At 60.9% G+C, this 19,983-nt stretch carries 18 protein-coding genes; 7 read left to right on the top strand and 11 right to left on the bottom strand.

The features are described 5' to 3' along the window. Positions 1-2 precede the first annotated feature (2 nt). From E3Z29_RS02765 to E3Z29_RS02755, 3 genes are all read left to right on the top strand, one after another. On the top strand, positions 3-467 hold the full coding sequence (locus E3Z29_RS02765; protein ID WP_096797612.1) for an inhibitor of vertebrate lysozyme family protein: 465 nt from the start codon (positions 3-5) through the stop codon (positions 465-467). A 702-nt stretch (positions 468-1,169) separates the two neighbouring features. Beyond that, positions 1,170-2,501 (top strand): glutamate/aspartate:proton symporter GltP, encoded by a 1,332-nt coding sequence (gltP, locus tag E3Z29_RS02760; RefSeq protein WP_103367992.1) that lies wholly within the window; start codon positions 1,170-1,172, stop codon positions 2,499-2,501. Between the two features lie 202 nt (positions 2,502-2,703). After that, positions 2,704-3,933, top strand: a complete 1,230-nt coding sequence (locus E3Z29_RS02755) for a nucleoside recognition domain-containing protein (protein WP_134785084.1) — start codon at positions 2,704-2,706, stop codon at positions 3,931-3,933. 121 nt (positions 3,934-4,054) lie between these two features. Here the strand turns inward: E3Z29_RS02755 and E3Z29_RS02745 are convergent, their stop codons facing one another. From E3Z29_RS02745 to E3Z29_RS02695, 9 genes are all read right to left on the bottom strand, one after another. Further along, the gene (locus E3Z29_RS02745; protein WP_134785083.1) at positions 4,055-4,681 is read right to left on the bottom strand and encodes an ABC-type transport auxiliary lipoprotein family protein; all 627 of its coding nucleotides are present in this window, start codon (positions 4,679-4,681) and stop codon (positions 4,055-4,057) included. After that, positions 4,678-5,616, bottom strand: coding sequence for an MlaD family protein (locus E3Z29_RS02740; protein ID WP_027610252.1), 939 nt, complete (start codon positions 5,614-5,616; stop codon positions 4,678-4,680). Before E3Z29_RS02740 ends, E3Z29_RS02745 begins: the two co-directional genes overlap by 4 nt. A 1-nt stretch (position 5,617) precedes the next feature. Further along, positions 5,618-6,421 carry an ABC transporter ATP-binding protein gene (locus tag E3Z29_RS02735; protein ID WP_007962720.1) on the bottom strand — a complete coding sequence of 268 codons (804 nt, stop codon included), beginning with the start codon at positions 6,419-6,421 and terminating at the stop codon, positions 5,618-5,620. Beyond that, complete coding sequence (locus E3Z29_RS02730; RefSeq protein ID WP_098966456.1) at positions 6,418-7,566, bottom strand: ABC transporter permease; 1,149 nt, start codon at positions 7,564-7,566, stop codon at positions 6,418-6,420. The genes E3Z29_RS02735 and E3Z29_RS02730 overlap by 4 nt, the downstream gene beginning before the upstream one ends. Before the next feature lie 54 nt (positions 7,567-7,620). Further along, positions 7,621-8,649: a DUF5924 family protein gene (locus tag E3Z29_RS02725; protein ID WP_098966454.1), complete on the bottom strand. Its 1,029-nt coding sequence runs from the start codon at positions 8,647-8,649 to the stop codon at positions 7,621-7,623. Between the two features lie 191 nt (positions 8,650-8,840). Next, positions 8,841-10,229 (bottom strand): pitrilysin family protein, encoded by a 1,389-nt coding sequence (locus E3Z29_RS02715; RefSeq protein ID WP_134785082.1) that lies wholly within the window; start codon positions 10,227-10,229, stop codon positions 8,841-8,843. Between the two features lie 166 nt (positions 10,230-10,395). Further along, the gene (locus E3Z29_RS02710; RefSeq protein WP_096797619.1) at positions 10,396-12,054 is read right to left on the bottom strand and encodes a Na/Pi cotransporter family protein; all 1,659 of its coding nucleotides are present in this window, start codon (positions 12,052-12,054) and stop codon (positions 10,396-10,398) included. Between the two features lie 441 nt (positions 12,055-12,495). Beyond that, on the bottom strand, positions 12,496-13,263 hold the full coding sequence (locus E3Z29_RS02700; RefSeq protein WP_003220266.1) for a TerC family protein: 768 nt from the start codon (positions 13,261-13,263) through the stop codon (positions 12,496-12,498). A 70-nt stretch (positions 13,264-13,333) separates the two neighbouring features. Next, entirely contained in the window at positions 13,334-14,641 is a 1,308-nt protein-coding gene (locus E3Z29_RS02695; protein WP_007954069.1) for a CitMHS family transporter, read from the bottom strand. Positions 14,642-14,964: 323 nt separating this feature from the next. On the opposite strand from E3Z29_RS02695, the gene E3Z29_RS02690 reads away from it, so the two are divergent. Continuing rightward, a complete protein-coding gene (locus E3Z29_RS02690) occupies positions 14,965-15,366 on the top strand; it encodes a GFA family protein (protein WP_134785081.1) in 402 nt (133 codons plus the stop codon). On the opposite strand, the gene E3Z29_RS02685 is transcribed toward E3Z29_RS02690, so the two are convergent. Then, on the bottom strand, positions 15,367-15,693 hold the full coding sequence (locus tag E3Z29_RS02685) for a DOPA 4,5-dioxygenase family protein (protein ID WP_098966448.1): 327 nt from the start codon (positions 15,691-15,693) through the stop codon (positions 15,367-15,369). It lies immediately after the preceding gene. An 83-nt stretch (positions 15,694-15,776) separates the two neighbouring features. On the opposite strand from E3Z29_RS02685, the gene E3Z29_RS02680 reads away from it, so the two are divergent. After that, positions 15,777-16,439, top strand: coding sequence for an NAD(P)-dependent oxidoreductase (locus tag E3Z29_RS02680; protein ID WP_134785080.1), 663 nt, complete (start codon positions 15,777-15,779; stop codon positions 16,437-16,439). A 4-nt stretch (positions 16,440-16,443) separates the two neighbouring features. Here E3Z29_RS02680 and E3Z29_RS02675 read toward each other — a convergent pair whose 3' ends face one another. Continuing rightward, on the bottom strand, positions 16,444-17,394 hold the full coding sequence (locus E3Z29_RS02675; protein ID WP_134785079.1) for a LysR family transcriptional regulator: 951 nt from the start codon (positions 17,392-17,394) through the stop codon (positions 16,444-16,446). Between the two features lie 114 nt (positions 17,395-17,508). Between E3Z29_RS02675 and betC the strand changes: the two genes are divergently transcribed. Further along, positions 17,509-19,023, top strand: a complete 1,515-nt coding sequence (betC, locus tag E3Z29_RS02670) for a choline-sulfatase (protein ID WP_134785078.1) — start codon at positions 17,509-17,511, stop codon at positions 19,021-19,023. Between the two features lie 15 nt (positions 19,024-19,038). Next, complete coding sequence (gene choX / locus E3Z29_RS02665; RefSeq protein ID WP_098966441.1) at positions 19,039-19,959, top strand: choline ABC transporter substrate-binding protein; 921 nt, start codon at positions 19,039-19,041, stop codon at positions 19,957-19,959. The last annotated feature ends 24 nt before the right edge of the window (positions 19,960-19,983 follow it).

Raw genomic sequence — 19,983 nt, 5'->3', positions numbered from 1 at the left:
CGATGATTGCTTTGAAGACACTGGCAGCCGCCCTGCTTATGGGCGGCAGTGCCATGGCGATGGCGGCCAATGATGGCCAGGCGCGGGTCAACGAGCTGCTCAGCTCCGACCCGCAATACCGCGAAACCTGGCAAGGCGTTGTGAAGCACGAAGAGCGCCTGCCGGAATGGGTGATGAACCTGTCCGGCACGCCAGACCAGCAGATGAATGCCGTGACTGAAGACGGCGACAAGTACCTGGTCGGCCCGCTCTGTGAATCCGCAGACAAGTGCCTCAACCACCGCTTGATCGTGGCTTTCAGCTTCGACAAGAAAGACGCGTACGCCATGCTCGTCGATGTTCCCGAAGGACTGCCGGCCGACAAGTCGCCAACGCGACATGCCACCTACCGCTTCCTCGGCAAACCGGATGAGGGTATGCAGAACCTGTTGATGGAAACGCTGAAGAAAGACCCGAAGTGGTATTGATTCGAACATGAGGGCAGCGCCCCGCTGCCCTTTATTGCGCCTACCCGAGGAGGGCCGGCGCATGACCAAGGGGCCGGGACGTTCTGACTGTTGCAGGGTCGGAGTGACCTACGGGTACAGGGAGTGCCTGCGCGAGGGCCGGGTCAGGGTAAAAGCTGCGACGCAGGTTCGCCGACCCTCAGTGGTTCGACGGACTTGCGCTGAGCTTTATCCGATGCAAAAACATTGATCCAGAGCGTCCTGCTCATCTTTTTATGCCTCACACTGCGCGCGAAAACATTACGCGGTGTTTCCTGGCGACCGTATATCGAGAAAGAGTCCCTTTAAACAGTGGGACATCTAGTCTGCAAACGTAGGCTTTTTCTTAAGATTTCCGTCGAAATTTCTCGTTTAAAAAATAACCAATCTACGCTGCAATGGCCGGTTCACGGCACTTATGCCGGCTGAAATGTCGTAATCGAACCGGTTGGGACGCCAGTTTCAATTAAAAAAGCTCATGCCGATTCGGCATAGGGTAGGCGTTTACGGCATTAGACGGCGCAACCTTGCATCGGAATAGTTGCGCCTTTTTTCGCCTGCCGAAGAGCCGTAAATACGCGCTTCGGGGCACCTTATACGGAGGCAGATGCACAGACTTTTCCGCTGACAGAGCGTTCCAGTTCCTGCATGTGCCTGAGTCAAACGCAAGTAAGGGTAAAGATAATGAAGAAGGCAAAACTCAGCCTCGCCTGGCAGATCCTCATCGGTCTGGTTTTAGGGATTGCAATTGGTGCGTTGCTTAACCACTTCAGTGCCGAAAAAGCCTGGTGGATCAGCAACGTCCTGCAACCGGCAGGCGATATCTTTATCCGTCTGATCAAGATGATCGTGATCCCGATCGTCATCTCCTCCCTGATCGTCGGCATCGCCGGCGTGGGCGACGCCAAGAAACTCGGGCGTATCGGTCTGAAGACCATCATCTACTTCGAAATCGTCACCACCATCGCGATCATCGTCGGCCTGCTACTGGCCAACCTGTTCCACCCGGGCGCCGGCATCGACATGAGCACCCTGGGCACGGTGGATATCTCCAAGTACCAGGCGACCGCCGCCGAAGTGCAGCATGAGCACGCGTTCATCGAGACCATCCTCAACCTGATTCCGTCGAACATCTTCGCGGCCATGGCCCGCGGCGAAATGCTGCCGATCATCTTCTTCTCCGTGCTGTTCGGTCTCGGTCTGTCGAGCCTGCAGTCGGACCTGCGCGAGCCGCTGGTGAAGATGTTCCAGGGCGTCTCGGAAAGCATGTTCAAAGTCACTCACATGATCATGAACTACGCGCCGATCGGTGTGTTCGCCCTGATCGCGGTGACCGTGGCCAACTTCGGCTTCGCCTCGCTGCTGCCGCTGGCCAAACTGGTGATCCTGGTTTACGTCGCCATCGCCTTCTTCGCCTTCGTGGTGCTGGGCCTGATCGCCAAGCTGTTCGGCTTCTCGGTGATCAAGCTGATGCGCATCTTCAAGGATGAGCTGGTTCTGGCTTACTCCACCGCCTCCTCGGAAACCGTGCTGCCACGCGTCATCGAGAAGATGGAAGCCTACGGCGCACCGAAAGCCATCTGCAGCTTCGTGGTACCGACCGGCTATTCGTTCAACCTCGACGGTTCGACCCTGTACCAGTCGATCGCCGCGATCTTCATTGCCCAGCTGTACGGCATCGATCTGTCGATCAGCCAGCAATTGCTGCTGGTGCTGACCCTGATGGTCACCTCCAAAGGCATCGCCGGCGTACCGGGCGTGTCCTTCGTGGTGCTGCTGGCGACGCTGGGCAGCGTCGGTATCCCGCTGGAAGGCCTGGCGTTCATCGCCGGTGTCGACCGCATCATGGACATGGCGCGTACCGCACTGAACGTGATCGGCAACGCCCTGGCAGTGCTGGTTATCGCGCGCTGGGAAGGCATGTACGACGACGCCAAGGGCGAGCGCTACTGGAACTCCCTGCCGCACTGGCGCAGCAAGGAAAAACTGCCGGCTGGCGAAATTTCCAAGCCGTAATGCAAACCCCTGTGGGAGCGAGCTTGCTCGCGAAGAGGCCGGCACATCCAACAATTATGTTGATTGACACACCGCCTTCGCGAGCAAGCTCGCTCCCACAGTGACTGATGCAAGCCTTACCAACAAACCCCGGAGCAATCCGGGGTTTGTCGTTTCTGGCGACCCCGCTATCATTCGCCGCATCTTCCGGGGGATTTGACTGATGCTTAATGGCCTGTGGCTTGGCTTCTTCGTCGTGGCAGCAATATCTGCGCTGGTGCAGTGGCTGGTCGGTGGCAACGCCGGGATTTTCGCGGCGATGGTGGAAAGCATTTTCGCCATGGCCAAACTCTCGGTCGAGGTCATGATGCTGCTGTTCGGCACGCTGACCCTGTGGCTGGGCTTTCTGCGCATCGCTGAAAAGGCCGGAATCGTCGAGTGGCTGGCCAAGGTGCTCGGGCCGCTGTTCCTGCGGCTGATGCCGGAAGTCCCGGCCGGTCATCCGGCACTCGGTCTGATTACCCTGAACTTCGCCGCCAATGGTCTGGGTCTGGACAACGCCGCCACGCCGATCGGCCTCAAGGCCATGAAGGCGCTGCAGGAGCTCAACCCCAGCGCGACCATCGCCAGCAACGCGCAGATCCTGTTCCTGGTGCTCAACGCCTCGTCGCTGACCCTGTTGCCGGTGACAATCTTCATGTACCGCGCCCAGCAAGGCGCACCAGACCCGACTCTGGTGTTTCTGCCGATCCTGTTGGCGACCAGTTGTTCGACCATCGTTGGCTTCCTTTCGGTGGCGTTCATGCAGCGCTTGCGCATCTGGGACCCGGTGGTGCTGGCCTATCTGATTCCCGGCGCACTGATCCTCGGCGGCTTCATGGCGCTGCTGGCGACGATGTCGGCCACGGCGCTGGCCGGGCTGTCGTCGATCCTTGGCAACCTGACGCTGTTCGGCCTGATCATGCTGTTCCTGGTGATCGGCGCGTTACGCAAGGTCAAGGTTTACGAAGCGTTCGTCGAGGGCGCGAAGGAGGGCTTCGACGTCGCCAAGAACCTGCTGCCGTATCTGGTGGCGATGCTCTGCGCGATTGGCGTGCTGCGTGCCTCGGGCGCGCTGGACTTTGGTCTGGATGGCATTCGGCATCTGGTGCAGTGGGCCGGGTGGGATACGCGTTTTGTCGATGCGTTGCCGACGGCGATGGTCAAACCGTTTTCCGGCAGCGCCGCACGGGCGATGCTGATCGAGACCATGAAGACCTCCGGCGTCGACAGCTTCCCGTCACTGGTGGCGGCGACGATTCAGGGCAGTACCGAGACCACGTTCTATGTGCTGGCAGTGTATTTCGGTGCGGTGGGGATTCAGCGCGCAAGGCACGCCGTTGGATGCGCGCTGCTGGCTGAATTGGCCGGCGTACTCGGCGCCATCGGCGTCTGCTACTGGTTCTTCGGTTAACCACGAATCCCCATTGTGGGAGCGGGCTTGCTCGCGAAAGCGGCGGGTCAGTCGACCTATATATTGACTGACACACCGCCTTCGCGAGCAAGCCCGCTCCCACAGGGGTTATGTATAAGGTTTAAGGTCTGGGTTGTTGGGTGAATTGCTGGCCTTGCTGAACAGCCCACGCGACAACCTTGGCCGTCAGCCGATCACTGGCCAGTCCAAACCCCGCGACCACCGCCGGCACCTGTACATCATTCAACGGCTGACGCTCTTCGAAGCGGCGACTGGCGAGGATCTTCTGGTCATAGCCGCGCACCAGCAACGCATCGACCCGCACCACGACGCTGGCCTGATTGCCCTGATACTCAGTCTGAAACGCCTGCAAGCTGCCGCCCAGTTCCAGATCCGCAGCGAAGTTGCTGTCATCGGTGCTGAGCAGCGTCACCCGACCATCCCGGGCAAAACCATCCAGCAGCCGATTACGCACCAGCACCGGCGCCGGATCGCTCCAGCGCGAGGCCTTGTAGCTGCTGATCACGTCGCCCTGTGGGATCACCGCGATGTTCGGCCGGTTCAGCGCTTCGCTGGCCTGCAACTTGTTCAGGCGCAGCGACCAATGCTGGGTCGCCACTGAGCTGGCCGAGGCAGGCGCTTGCGCGGCAGGCAGGCGATAGACGTCCGAAGGTTCGGCCTTGGGCAGGATCGAGCAGGCACTGGTCAAAGCGAGGCTGGCGAGGAGAGCAAAGTGAATCAGCTTCATGGGGTGAATTCCTTGTTCTTGTCACTGCCCAGCAGGTAGCCGCTGGGGTTGGCCTCAAGCCGTTGCGAAATGCCACGCAGCGAAGTCAGGGTTTCGCGCAGTTCGCGGATCGCCGGCGCCAGGCCATTGAGGCCCTGCATTCCGTTGTCGAGGGAGTTCTGATTCTTGCTCAGCAGGCCATTGATGGTGGCGCTGCTTTGCTCCAACGACTTCATCGCCTGCTCGGCACTGCCCAGCGCCTGCTTGCCCTGATCGTTGAGCAGGCCGTTGGCGTTGCGCATCAGCGCCGAAGTTTGCTCGAGCATGCTGCCGGCCTGCTTGCCGACGCTCGCCAGTTGCTGCATGGCCTGACGCAGGTCGCCGCGCTGATCGTTGATCGAACCGGTGGTCTGCTCCAGATGCGCCAGAGTGTTGCTGACGCGCTCGACGTTCTCCGGGGAGAACATCTGGTTGGCGTTGCTCAGCAGCGCGGTGATGCCACTCATCAAATCGTTGCTGTCGTTGAGCAGCCGGGAAATAGGCGAGGGTGCCGCGACGATGGTCGGCAGCTCGCCGTCATGCCCACGCAGCTTCGGACTTTCTGGAGTGCCGCCGCTGAGCTGGATGATCGAAGTCCCGGTGATCCCGGCCAAAGCCAATTTGGCCTGGGTGTCTTCCTTGACCGGGGTGTCACCGCCCAGACGAATCCGCGCCAGCACCCGACGTGGGTCTTTCGGGTCGAGACGCAGGTTGACCACGTCACCGACCTTGATCCCGCTGTACTGCACGGGGCTGCCCTTGGACAGGCCGCTGACCGCCTCGTTGAAGACCACTTCATAATCCTTGAACTCGCTGTCGACGCTGGACTTGGCCAGCCACAGGCCGAAGAGCAGGGCGCCTGCCACGACAATCACTGAGAACAGGCCGATCAACACATGATGGGCTCGGGTTTCCATGTCAGACCTCGTTGAGCAATTTGGCGGCGTCCAGCGCCGAGCGGCCACGCGGGCCGTGGAAGTATTCGTGAATCCACGCGTCGTCGGTTTCCGAGACCACGTCGATCGGGCCGGCCACCAGCACTTTCTTCTGCGCCAGCACCGCCACGCGGTCGGTGATGGTGTAGAGCGTGTCGAGGTCGTGGGTCACCAGAAACACGCTCAGGCCCAACGCATCGCGCAGGGTCAGGATCAGTTGATCGAACGCCGCTGCGCCAATCGGATCGAGGCCAGCGGTGGGTTCGTCGAGAAACAGGATGTCCGGATCCAGCGCAAGGGCCCGCGCCAGCGCAGCGCGCTTGATCATCCCGCCGGACAGCGAAGCCGGGTATTTGTCCGCCGCCGACAGCGGCAGCCCGGCCAGCGCCAGTTTAACCGCCGCCAGATGCTCGGCGTCGTTGCGGCTCAGGCCGGCATGTTCGATCAGCGGCAGGGCGACGTTTTCGGTCACCGTCAGCGAGGAGAACAGCGCGCCTTTCTGGAACAACACACCAAAGCGCCGCTCGACCAGCGAACGCTCATGCTCGGACAGGCTCGGCAGGTTTTGCCCGAACACCTTCACGTTGCCTTCGCTGGGCCGGCGCAGGCCAACAATGCTGCGCAACAGCACCGATTTACCGCTGCCGGAGCCGCCGACCACGGCGAGGATTTCACCTTTGTACAAATCCAGATCGAGATTCTCGTGCACGCTCTGGCTGCCAAAGCGATTGCACAGGCCACGGACTTCGATCACCGCCTCCGAGGGCGCGCGGGGTAGACGACTCACCAGCCCATCTCCATGAAAAACAGCGCAGCCACCGCATCGAGCACGATCACCACGAAAATCGACTGCACCACGGCTGACGTGGTGTGCGCACCGACCGATTCGGCGCTGCCGCTGACCTTGAAGCCTTCCAGGCAACCGATCGTGGCGATCAGGAAGGCAAAGATCGGCGCTTTCACCAGGCCGACCAGAAAGTGCTGAATACCGATGTCGCTCTGCAGCAGCGAGAGAAACATCGCCGGCGAAATCCCCAGCGACACCGCGCACACCACGCCACCGCCGATGATCCCGCAGAGCATCGCCAGAAATGTCAGCATCGGCAGCGCCACCAGCATCGCCAGCACGCGCGGCACCACCAGCAGCTCCATCGGGTCGAGGCCGAGGGTGCGGATCGCGTCGATCTCCTCGTTGGCCTTCATCGAACCGATCTGCGCGGTGAACGCGCTGGCGGTGCGCCCGGCCATCAGGATCGCCGTGAGCAACACGCCGAACTCACGCAGGAAAGAGAAGCCCACCAGGTCCACGGTAAAGATCGTCGCGCCGAAACTGGCCAGCACCGTGGCGCCGAGAAATGCCACCACCGCGCCGACCAGAAAAGTCAGCAGCGCCACGATCGGCGCGGCGTCGAGACCGGTCTGTTCGATGTGGGCGACAACGGGGGTGATGCGCCAGCGCTTGGGGCGCAACAGGTTGCGGGCGATGGTTTCGAGGATCAGGCCAATGAAACCCAGCACTTGCAGGGTGTCCTGCCAGACCGTTTCCACCGCGCGCCCGATGCGGGTCAGCAGTTGCACGCTGACACTGACTTCCGGCTCTTTGACCGGCACACAGAAATCAGTCAGCGAGCGATACACAGTCTGCAGCAGCGCGCGGTCAGCCTGGGAAATCGTGCAGTCGGGGTGTTCGGCGGATTTGCCCAGACGCTCGGAACCGAGCAGTTCAACCAGCAACGAAGCGCCCGCAGTGTCGAGCGCACCGAGGCTGTTGAGGTCGACCACGGTATTGGCGTCGTACTGGCCGGTCAGTTTTTCGGTCAGGTGCTTGAGGTCGGCGTAATGGGCAAGCGTCCAGTCCCCGGAAACCCGCAGGCGGGCAGGGCTGATTGACGTGTCCAGTTGGGCATTACCGCTCATTGAGCTGCTGATCATAAGCTCCGTGCTTGTCCGGCTATTAAGCGAACTAACGTAATAGCACGAACCGGATTACTTTTCTTTGATCGCTGTGCTGTCGGTCACTTCGAAACGCAGTACGCCGATCACCTGACCGTCTTCAGTCAGCACCCGCACCTGCCACTTGCCCGCCGGGTTGCCGGGGAAGTTCTGCTTGTGCGTCCACGCCCGGTAACCTTCCTTGCGCCCGCCGTGGATATCGAGAGCGATGCGGTCGACCTCTTTGCCGTCGAACTGCCACACGTGGTAGATCCGCTCATCCAGCCCGCGCGGCGCGTTGATTGCGGTGTAGGCGTAGAGACCGCCGTTGCGGATCTGCTCGGCGCTGACCTGTTCGAGGCTGTCGCCCGGGGTGCGATCCTGCAACTGAGTGCTGATCGCCACGTCGGTCATCCACAGCGTCGCCGGCGGCACCCACGAGCGCAGGGTCCAGCCGACCGCGCCTATGCCGACGGTAATGCACAGAATGGCCAGCGCGTTGCGCACCGTGCGGATCGGGAAGATCGACGCCAGGCTCGGGAATGACAACACCACCGCCGTGCCCAGTGCCCATTTGAAACTTTGCGCGGTGGTCAGGTGCATGATCACCGGCAGCGCGGTGAGCAGGGCGGCGAACAGGGTCAGGGTGTGCAACGCGAGAAAAGCCCAGCGCCGTGGCGCCAGCCATTTGTAATAGAGCGGATCGACAATCGAGATCAGCGCGGCGATGCACAGCAGGCCGGTGAAGATCAGTTGGCCGCTGTTCCAGGTGGTGGTGATGAAGAAGAACGGCAGGACGAAAAACAGGCTTTCCTGATGAATCATCTGCGTCGCGTAACGCAGCAGCGGCTGGGGGATCTCCCGCTTGAAGATGCGCGTGAACAGGCCGGTCAGGGTGTTTTCCAGCATCAGCCAGATCCAGCTCAGCAGCATGATGATGGTGATCCAGCTCGCCAGTCCCTGCTGGCGATCGACCAGAATGAAACTGCCGACCCCGGAGATGAAACCGCCAAGCGCAATCACCCCGGGATAGCGCTTCATCAGCTCGAGAATGCGCTGGATCAGGAGGGGGATTTTCTGCATGTTGGCGGTTCACGACTGAGTAGGAAAAAACCTCGACAGAGTACCGTCCGCCGGGCGACGTGGCGAGGCTCCCGGTCAGTAAAATCAGCACAGATCCCTGTGGGAGCGGGCTCGCTCGCGAAGGGGCCGTGTCAGTCGACATCATTGCTGAATGACACACCGCATTCGCGAGCAAGCCCGCTCCCACAGGTTCAGTGTTCGGCTGGCTTACGGCGGTGCAAGCGCCAACCCACCAGGATGAGCAGCACGACGCCCAATCCACCCGCCACCAGCCACAACACCTGATCATCACTGAGCAACGGTTTCTCGATCCGCAGATACCCCGGCTGCAGCAGCAACTCGCGCATGGCCTTGTTTGCCGTTTCCAGGGTCACGCCTTGCAGCTCGCGGGCAGGGTTGGCAAAGCGCCCGTCCTCGTAATCGCCCAGCGCGCTCCAGTAGTAATCCGCCATGGCACTGTTGCCCTGTACCGCCCAGGCCTGATGGGCGATGGCGGCTTGTTTGATCCGGGCGAAGGTGTCCGGGTCGAGGCCGTTTTTCAGCAGGTCGGCCTTGAGGTCTTCCAGCACCTGTTGGGCTTCGGCGAGGTCATCGCGATCCACGTCAGCGTTGAGGCTCATGAAGCCGACCCCGCCAAACACTTCACGCTCGGCCCACGGCCCGTAGGACAGGCCGTGATTCAGGCGAATCTGCCGGTACAGCGCCCAGTCGAGGTAGTCCTTGAGGATGTCGAAGGTCTCGTCGTACTGATCGTCGAGCATCGGCTCCGGCACCAGCCAGTGCAACTTGGCGCTGTCGCCGATGAAGCCGCGGGTGAGGTTGCGTTCATGGGCGGCGCTGGTGCGGATGTCCGGCAGCTCACGGTGCTCCGCCGGGTCCACCGCTTCAAGCGCGCCCCAGGTGCGTTCCAGATAGGCCGGCAGCAGTTTGTCGAGTTCACCGACGACGATCAGGGTCATGTTGTTCGGCGCGTACCAGGTCTTGCGCACCTTCTCCAGTTGCTTCTGGGTCAGGTGACCGACCTCGGCCCGCTGCGGGCATTTCAGGCCCAATTCCACCGCCAGTTGATTGCTCGCGGTGTGGCCCAGATCCTGGCGGTCGAGAAAGCGTTGCAGGCGCGTGTAATGGCCGCCGTCCTCGCGCTCGACCACACGTTTGGCAGCGTTGATCGCGTTGTCGTCGATGCGGGTCTGGGTCAAAAGGTCGAGCAACAGGTCGAGGACCTTGCGCTGATTCTTTGCCGGGGCTTCGATGACGAACGTGGTGTCGGCGTTGCTGGTGAACGCGTTCCACTCACCGCCCAGCGCCTGCATGCGCTCCTCGAGACCGCCTTCACCGGTGGCATCGACGCCGCTGAACAGCAGGTGCTCAAGCAGGTGCGGCAGCTCTTTTTCATCGCAGTCGAAATCGTCGAGACCGACGCCCACCACCAGACGAATCGCCACATGCCCGCGCTCGGTGCCGGGTTTGAGCAACAGCTGCAAACCGTTGGGCAGCGCGTAGCCTTCGACCTGAAAGCGATCAACGGCGAAGGCGGGCAGGGAACCGAGCAACAGACAGGCGAACAACAGGCAACGCATAACAGGCTTCCATACGGCTGATTTGGAGATCCGTGTCGCTATTCAGGCCGGCATTCGCGAGCAAGCTCGCTCCCACAGGGGAATGCATTTCAAATGTGGGAGCGAGCTTGCTCGCGAAGGTCTTAAGGCTGAATCAATGTTACTGACTGACCCCAGCCCCAGACGTTCAAGGCGAATGCGTAATGTCGGCAATATCATCCGCTTCCAGCGCCCCGGTATCGGCCGTTTCCAGCACCACATAAGCACTGCTGCAAAACAGCGAATTCAAGCGCTTCATATCCGCAATCAGCTCCAGATGCAGCGAACTGGTTTCCAGACTCTGCACGATCTTACGTTGCAAACGGCTGACATGGGCATGGGCCAGACGCCGTTCCTGTGCGCGAAAGCGACGTTTCTCGCGCAACAGCTGACGGGCGCTTTCCTTGTCGCCGCTGAGGAACACTGACAGGCCCAGGCGCAGGTTGGCGATCAGTTGCTGATGCAGCCCGGCCAGATCCTCCAGGCCCTCTTCGGAAAACGACCGACGCTGGGAGGTCTTCTGCTGCTGCACCTTGCGCAGCATGCGTTCGATCAGGTCGCTGGCCAGTTTCAGGTTGATCGCCAATTCGATGGTCTCTGCCCAGCGCCGACTGTCCTGTTCGCCGAGATCCTCGCGGGGCATTTGCGCCAGATACAGCTTGATCGCGCTGTACAGCGCTTCGACGTCATCGGTCAGTCGGCGCATTTCCTGGGTAATGGCGGTCTGCTTGCCGCGCAGCACATCGAGCATCGCGTCGAGCATGTTGTCGATCAGGTCGCCCATGCGCAGGGTCTCGCGGGCCGCGTTGGCCAGCGCCAGGCTCGGGGTGACCAGCGCCGTCGCATCGAGATGCCGCGGCTTGGCGGTGCCGTTGACCTCCGGGCGCTCCGGCAGCAGCCAGGCACACAGGCGTGCCATCGGCGAAACACTGGGCAGCAGGATCAGGCAGCGCGCGGTGTTGTAGAGCAAGTGGAAGCCGATGACCATTTCCTGCGGGCTGAAATCCAGGCCGTCCATCCAGTGCACCAGCGGATCGAGCACCGGGATGATCAGCAGCAGGCCGATCAACTTGTACAGCAGGCTGCCCAGCGCCACTTGCCGCCCGGCCGCGTTCTGCATGCTGGTGCTCATGAACGCCAGCACGCCGCTGCCGATGTTGGCGCCGATCACCAGACCGATCGCCACCGGCAGGCTGATCACGCTGGCGCCGGCCAGCGTCGCGGTCAGGAGCACGGCGGCGAGGCTGGAATAGGAAATCATCGCGAACAACGCACCAACCAGGGCGTCGAGGAGGATGTCGCCGGTCAGCGAAGCAAAGATCACCTTCACCCCTTGGGCGTGGGTAATCGGTGCGGCGGCCTCCACGATCAGTTGCAGCGCGAGAATGATCAGCCCCAGACCGATGCTGACCCGGCCCATCTGCCCGAGCCGCGTCTGTTTGCGCGACAGAAAGAAAATCACCCCGAGGAAAATCAGCAGCGGCGACAGCCACGACAGGTCAAAGGTCAGCACCCGCGCCATCAGCGCGGTACCGACGTCGGCGCCAAGCATGGTCGCCAGCGCCGGGGTCAGCGCCATCAAGCCCTGACCAACGAAGGAGGTGACGAGCATGGCCGTGGCGTTGCTGCTCTGCACCATCGCAGTCACGACGATGCCGGCGACGAACGCGAGCCAGCGTTTGGACATGTTCTGGCCGATCACATGGCGCAGATTGGTGCCGTACACCCGCAGGATGCCGGTTCGGACGATGTGCGTGCCCCAGATCAGCAGGGCCACGGCAGACAGCAAATTGAGCAGGGTGAGCATGCAGACCCCCTGTAGTTGCAGCGCCCCAAAGGGGCAAGTTGACGGTACCGCGCGGTTTCTACGTTTTTGATACTTAAGCTGTAGTTGGCTAACGGACTGGGCGCCAGCATTGCACAGCTAAAGTGCGGATTGAAACAAAAGTGTCATGAAAACAGGTTCATCCACCTCATCTGAAATCACCGCGGTCCCCTGTAGGAGTGAGCCTGCTCGCGATAGGGCGACCAGCTTCAACATCGTTGCTGACTGACGGACCGCTATCGCGAGCAGGCTCACTCCTACAGGTATTACGGCTGCCCCGGATTCTTCAGTACCCCTGAACAACTGTGGGAGCGAGCCTGCTCGCGAAAGCGGTGGATCAGCCAACATTGTTGTCGACTGACACTCCGTCTTCGCGAGCAGGCTCGCTCCCACAGGGGTGTTGCGTGATTCAGGACTACCGGGTTATTGCCCCGGAACATCCTTGCGCAGTTTCACCGGATCCTGCTGCTGTTTCTTCCGGGCCATCGCGCCGCGCAGTTTGATGTTGATCGCTTCCACCGCCAGCGAGAACGCCATGGCGAAGTAGACGTAGCCTTTCGGCACATGCACGTCGAACGACTCGGCGATCAGTACGGTACCGACCACCAGCAGGAACGACAGCGCCAACATCTTCAGCGACGGGTGCTTGTCGATGAACTCGCTGATCTTGCCCGAGGCCGCCATCATCACCAGCACGGCGACGACGATTGCCGCGACCATCACCGGCACATGGGAGACCATGCCGACGGCAGTGATTACCGAGTCCAGCGAGAACACGATGTCGATGATCGCGATCTGAATGATCGTGTAAAGGAAGTTGCCGCCCTTGCCCGAAGGCTCGTCGCCTGTTTCGTCTTCGCCTTCCAGCGCGTGGTACATCTCCTGCGAGCTCTTCCACAGCAGGAACAGGCCACCGAAGAACAGGATCAGGTCGCGACCGGAAATGCCCTGGCCGAACACCACGAACAGGTCGGCGGTGAGGCGCATGACCCAGGTGATCGACAGCAGCAACAAGATCCGCGTGATCATCGCCAGGCCCAGGCCGAAAATCCGCGTGCGCTGCTGCATGTGCTTGGGCATGCGGCTGACCAGGATCGAAATCATGATGATGTTATCGATGCCCAGAACGATTTCCAGGGCGGTCAGGGTAAAGAAGGCAACCCAGATTTCGGGGTTGGTCAGCCAATCCATGTGTATTCCTTTGAGCGAGTGTTAAACCATGACGCCAGCAAGCAGCTGGCGTCATGGTGAGTGAATGCCGTTACAACGTGCTGAACAGCGGGAACGTCCCCAGCAGCAAGGCGGCCACCAGTATGCACAGGCAGACCAGCACTGCCCACTTCAGGGTGAAACGCTGGTGATCACCGAATTCGATACCGGCCAGCGCCACCAGCAGGTACGTCGACGGTACCAGCGGGCTGAGCAAGTGGACGGGCTGACCGACGATCGAGGCACGGGCCATTTCCACTGCGGTGATGCCGTAATGGCTGGCCGCTTCGGAGAGCACCGGCAACACGCCGTAGTAGAACGCGTCGTTCGACATGAAGAACGTGAACGGCATGCTCACCAGCGCCGTGATCACCGCCAGGTACGGGCCGAGGAAGTCCGGAATCACTGCCAGCAGACTTTTCGACATGGCGTCGACCATGCCGGTTCCGGACAGGATACCGGTGAAGATACCCGCAGCGAAAATCAGACTGACCACCGACAGCACGCTGCCGGCATGGGCCGCAACGCGGTCCTTCTGCATTTGCAGGCATGGGTAGTTGACGATCATCGCGATACTGAACGCCACCATGAACAGCACCGGCAGCGGCAGCAGGCCGGCGATCAGGGTGCACATCAGCGCCAGGGTCAGCAGGCCGTTGAACCAGATCAGCTTCGGACGGCGGGCATCGGGGAACTGCGAGACGCTGATTTCACTGTGATCAATCTCGTCGCCGATCAGGTGCAGCTCGCCCAGACGCGCACGCTCACGTTTGCCGTAGAAGTAGGCAATGATCAGGATCGCCACCACACCGGCAGCCATCGCCGGGATCATTGGTACGAAGATGTCCGACGGGTCGACATGCAGCGCACTGGCGGCACGCGCGGTCGGGCCGCCCCACGGGGTCATGTTCATCACGCCACCGGCGAGGATGATCAGACCGGCCATGATCCGCGGGCTCATGCCGATGCGGCTGTACAGCGGCAGCATGGCGGCCACGCAGATCATGTAAGTGGTCGCGCCGTCACCATCGAGGGAAACGACGAGCGCCAGCACGGCGGTACCGACCGAAACTTTCAACGGGTCGCCCTTGACCAGTTTGAGGATCTTGCGCACGGCCGGGTCGAACAGGCCGGAGTCGATCATCAGGGCGAAGTACAGAATGGCGAACATCAGCATCACGCCGGTCGGCGCAAGCTTGGTAATACCTTCGAGCATCATCGGGCCGATCTTCGGCGCGAAACCACCGAACAGGGCGAACAGGATCGGGATGATGATCAGGGCGATCAGCGCAGACAGGCGCTTGGTCATGATCAGGAACATGAACGTGATGACCATGGCGAAGCCAAGGAAAGTCAGCATGGGATTACTCCAGGCGTAGCGCGGCTAATTGAGTGAGCGGATCGGAAGGGATCAGCGCAGAACGGGAAGCACGAGACGTACGGGCGGAGTTTCAGCGAGAAGGCGGGCTACAGAGGACATCAGAATCACCATTGTTGTTGTTAATTGGGCCTGACATGCGAGCGATCACACGCGTTGGCCAACCGGTCTGTTGCCGGTAGTGGCGGCGATCCTAATCGGGCAACCTTTCAGCTACCTTTCGCTGACGAAAGCTTCAGGCGAATGGCCAACCGGCTGTCGGATGCGGCTAGAGTCAATCATTTCGGGGACGGGAGGGCAGGGACATGGAAGAAGTGCACAGCGGTGGCTGCCACTGCGGACAGATTCGCTATCAGTTCAGCGGGCCATTGCAGGACATTGCCCACTGCCACTGCTCGATCTGCCGCAAGGTCAGCGGTGGGATTGTCACCACGTGGATTACCGTGGCGGCGGCCAGCTTCCAGTGGCTGAGCGGCACGCCATCGCGCTATGACTCGTCGGGCAGTTGCGCGCGATACTTCTGTCCGCATTGCGGCGCGCAACTGGCGCTGGTGACGCAGCTCAGCCTCGAAAGCATCGACGTGACCATCGCCTCACTGGATCACCCGGAGTTGGCACCAGCCTCGCGGCATATCTGGACGGACAGCCAATTGCCCTGGCTGCATCTGGACGAGCATCTGCCGGGCGAGCCCGAAGAAACCCTTTGATCAAAAAATAGACAGATCCAGCGGCCGCATCGCGCCCATCCAAATCGCGTGCTCGGTGTGATCGAGCAAATCATCGCCAGTGTCGGGGTGCAAAAACACCACCAGCCCCTTGCGATTGAGCGCCAGCCACGGCAACACCTCACCGATCAGCTCCGGGCCGAAAGCCAACTGGCAGCTCCAGTCTGGATGCGGGCCGACCGGGCGCTCATGGACGCGCCCCATCTTCAGAGGAAACAACTGCGCCGCCTGTTCACACAAAGCGCGCGCCTGATCAATTGAGTCAGCGTCGAAATAGACGTGGGCGTGATAGCCATTGATTGCGTGCATCTGAAAGCCTCTGAATCGGTTCGAACCCTCGGCGCAGGCTGCGTGTCACACGTCATACGAGGGACAACAAAAAGGAATCAGCCATGAAAAATGCCGAAACCCCGACGGTGAAAGTGGTGCTCTATGGTGCCATGGCCAGCCTGGGCGGTGCGTTGATGGCTGAATTGCTGCGACGGCAGCACGAAGTCGTCGCGATTCTCGACGATTTGAACGTACTCGCACCACGTCCGGGCCTGCGCACCAAAAGCGGCGATCTGTTCGATGCCGAGCGGGTCAAGCAGAGCGTAGCGGGCAGCTCGGCAGTGATCTGCTTGTTGGACGCACCGGGTCTGCCGTTCAGCAGCGACCATGTGGAAAGGTCCGTGGTGCTCGGCCCGGTGGAACAGGTTTTGGCGGTCGATGCGTTGGTCGACGGTTTGCAAATGGCCAACGTGCCACGGCTGTTTCTGGTGGGTAATTTTGCCGTGCTCGACGAGCCAGATCTGGACGACGCACTGCAACGCCACGCCGCCGAAGAAATCCGCGAGGCCCTGCAAAGCAGCCCGCTGCAGTGGACACTGGTGAATGCGCCGCACGGGGTGGCGGGGCTGACCATTGAGCATTTCAGTCAGGTGGGCGGCAATCTGGAGCCGGGGCTGGCGGAGCCACTGGAACGACTGAACCGGGTCGCGGTGGGGATTGCCGATGAGCTGCGGTTGAATCTGCATGTGGGGCAGCATGTGAATTTTGTCGCCGCAACTGGCTGAGCCTTCAAACCGCAATCGACGGTAACGCTACCCCGGCGAGCGATTCGGCGCTGCTGGCCTGCTCGGCCATTAACCAGTCGACAAACTGCTGAATCAACGCGCCCCGGCGTTTGCGTTGCGGCAGCACCACGTAATAACCGAGGCGCGACAACGTGGTCTCGGCGATCGGCCGACACAGCAAGCCTTGGCTCAGCAAGTTATCCACAAGGTGGCGCCAGCCGATGGCCACACCCTGACCGCCAATCGCCGCTTGAATCAACAAGGTGTAATTGTCGAAACGCAATTGGCCCGGTGCTGGCGGGGTACTGATGCCCAGTTCGCGAAACAGCCCGCTCCAGTCAAACCAGTTGCTGCTGTTTTCACCGCGCAGGTGCAGCAGCGGCAACTCCAGCAACGCCTGGGCAGGCAAGGGCAGGGCACGCTCCTTGAGCAATTGCGGACTGCACACCGGAAATACTTCCTCGCTGAACAGCCAATGGCTTTCGCCCTGTTTGAAACGCCCGTCGCCGAACAGGATCGCGACATCGATGTCGGTGCGCAGCATGTTGTGGTTGCGCTCGCTGGTGACCAGGCTGACATCGACGTTCGGATTTGCTTCGTGGAAGCGGTGCAGGCGTGGCATCAGCCAGTAAGCGGCAAAGGCGAAATCGGTGGCGACTTGCAATACCTCATGTTGCTGCTGCGTACTGATCGCGCTCAATCCTGCGTCGATATTCTGTAAACCGAGCTGAACCTGCTCGAACAGGATCGCGCCGCCCTCGGTCAGTTCAATACCGCGATAGATCCGGTCAAACAGTCGTACTCCCAGCTGTTCTTCCAGACGCTTGATCTGCTGGCTGATCGCTGGCTGCGTGGTGCCCAGCTCAACCGCCGCCGCAGTAAAACTGTGATGACGCGCCGCTGCTTCGAAGGCGCGCAACAGATCGAGGGACAGATTACCGAGGGCGTCATACATAAGCTGTGCTTATCCTAGTCATTGTCCGGCGCAGGCTTTACCGGACGGGGCATGGACTCCATGCTCGATCGCAGCAATGTCGCATAAATATTCACTATGGAATGCCGCGATCACATGAAGCGCAAGAACATTCTTTTCATCATGGCCGATCAAATGGCCGCGCCAATGTTGCCAATCTACGGCCCGTCGCCAATCAAACTGCCGAATCTTTCGCGCCTCGCCGCTCAGGGCGTGGTGTTCGATGCCGCTTACTGCAACAGTCCGCTGTGCGCGCCGTCGCGTTTCACTCTGGTCAGCGGCCAGTTACCGAGCAAGATCGGCGCCTACGACAACGCCGCCGATTTCCCTGCCGATATTCCGACCTACGCCCACTACCTGCGTCGCCTCGGTTACCGCACCGCGCTGTCGGGCAAGATGCATTTCTGCGGCCCGGATCAGTTGCACGGTTATGAAGAGCGCCTGACCAGCGACATCTACCCGGCCGACTACGGCTGGGCGGTGAACTGGGACGAGCCGGACGTGCGCCCGAGCTGGTATCACAACATGTCGTCGGTGCTGCAGGCCGGGCCGTGCGTGCGCACCAACCAGCTCGACTTCGATGAAGAGGTGGTGTTCAAGGCCCGGCAATACCTGTTCGATCACATTCGCGAGGACGGCGATCAGCCGTTCTGCCTGACCGTTTCGATGACTCACCCACACGACCCGTACACGATTCCCAAGGCGTTCTGGGATTTGTACGACGACGGTGACATCCCGTTGCCGAGCACCCCGGATCAACATTCCCTCGATCCACACTCGCAGCGCCTGCTCAAGGTCTATGACCTGTGGGACAAGCCGCTGCCTGTGGATAAGATTCGCGATGCTCGGCGTGCCTACTTCGGCGCGTGCAGCTACATCGACGACAACGTCGGCAAACTTCTGCAAACCCTCGAAGATACCGGGCTGATCGATGACACCATCATCGTGTTCTCCGGCGACCACGGTGACATGCTGGGAGAGAAGGGCCTCTGGTACAAAATGCACTGGTTCGAGATGGCCGCGCGGGTGCCGCTGTTGATCAGTGCGCCGGGGCAGTTCGCTGCTGGCCGGGTTAGCGCGGCAGTGTCCACCGCCGACCTGTTGCCGACCTTCGTTGAACTGGCCGGCGGCAGCCTGGAGCCGAACTTGCCGCTGGACGGCCGCTCGCTGCTGACGCACCTGCAAGGGCAGGGCGGGCACGACGAAGTGTTCGGCGAGTACATGGCAGAGGGCACGGTCAGCCCGCTGATGATGATCCGTCGCGGCGCTTACAAATTTATCTACAGTGAGAGCGACCCGTGCCTACTCTTCGATGTGCACAACGATCCGCGTGAACTCGAAGAACTCAGCCAGTCGCCGCAACATCGCCAGCTGTTCGACGATTTTCTCGCCGAAGCGCGGGCCAAGTGGGACATCCCGGCGATTCACCGCGAGGTGCTCGCCAGCCAGCGCCGCCGGCGTTTTGTCGCCGATGCCCTGACCATCGGCAAGCTGAAGAGCTGGGATCACCAGCCGCTGGTGGACGCCAGTCAGCAGTACATGCGCAACCACATCGACCTCGACGATCTGGAACGCAAGGCCCGTTATCCACAACCCTGCCAAAACCAATAATGTAAGGGGAAGTCCATGCGCAAGTTATCCACAGCACTGACATTTGGCCTGCTGGCTCTGGGCAGTGCCTCGGCATTCGCCGAGCAAAGCTGCGAAACGGTGAAAATGGCCGACCCGGGCTGGAGCGACATCGCCGCGACCAACGCCATCACCGGGTTTCTGCTGGACGGCATGGGCTACAAGGCCAAGGTCGACACCCTCGCGGTGCCGATCACCTTCGGCGGTTTGAAGGACGGTCAGGTGGATGTGTTCCTCGGCAACTGGATGCCGGCGCAGCAGGGCTTCTACGACAAGTTCGTCGCCACCGGTGATGTCACGCAACTGGCGAAGAACCTCGACGGCACCGAATTCACCCTGGCCGTCCCGGATTATGTGTGGGACGCCGGCGTGCATGACTTTGCCGACCTGAACAAATACGCCGACAAGTTCGACAAGAAAATCTACGGCATCGGTTCCGGTGCGCCAGCGAACATCTCGCTGCAGGAAATCATCAAGAAGAACGACTTCGACCTCGGCCAGTGGAAGCTCATCGAATCCAGCGAACAGGCGATGCTCGCCGAAGTGTCGCGGGCAGTGAAGAAGCAGAAATTCGTCACCTTCCTCGGCTGGACCCCGCACCCGATGAACGTGCAGCTGAAGATGCATTACCTCAAGGGCGGCGAGAAGTATTTCGGCGACACCGGCAGCGTCTACACCCTGACGCGCAAAGGCTACGCCGAGGCCTGTCCGAATGTGGGCAAGTTGCTGACCAACCTGGCGTTCACCCAGGACATGGAGAACAGCATCATGGCTGAGGTGGTGAACAAGAAAGTCAGCAATGCCGATGCGGTGAAGGCATGGATCAAGGCCAATCCGGCGGTGCTGGACAAGTGGCTGGAGGGGGTGAAGACCGTGGATGGCAAGGATGCTTTGGCGGCTGTAAAGGCAAAGCTTTGACCGTGGGATGGCTTTGAATTTTGC

Origin of the sequence: Pseudomonas sp. S150, assembly GCF_004526365.1 — a bacterium.
Lineage (GTDB): Bacteria > Pseudomonadota > Gammaproteobacteria > Pseudomonadales > Pseudomonadaceae > Aquipseudomonas > Aquipseudomonas putida_A.
Note: the sequence above shows the minus strand (reverse complement) of the source record. Positions and strands in the feature narration are given on the sequence as shown.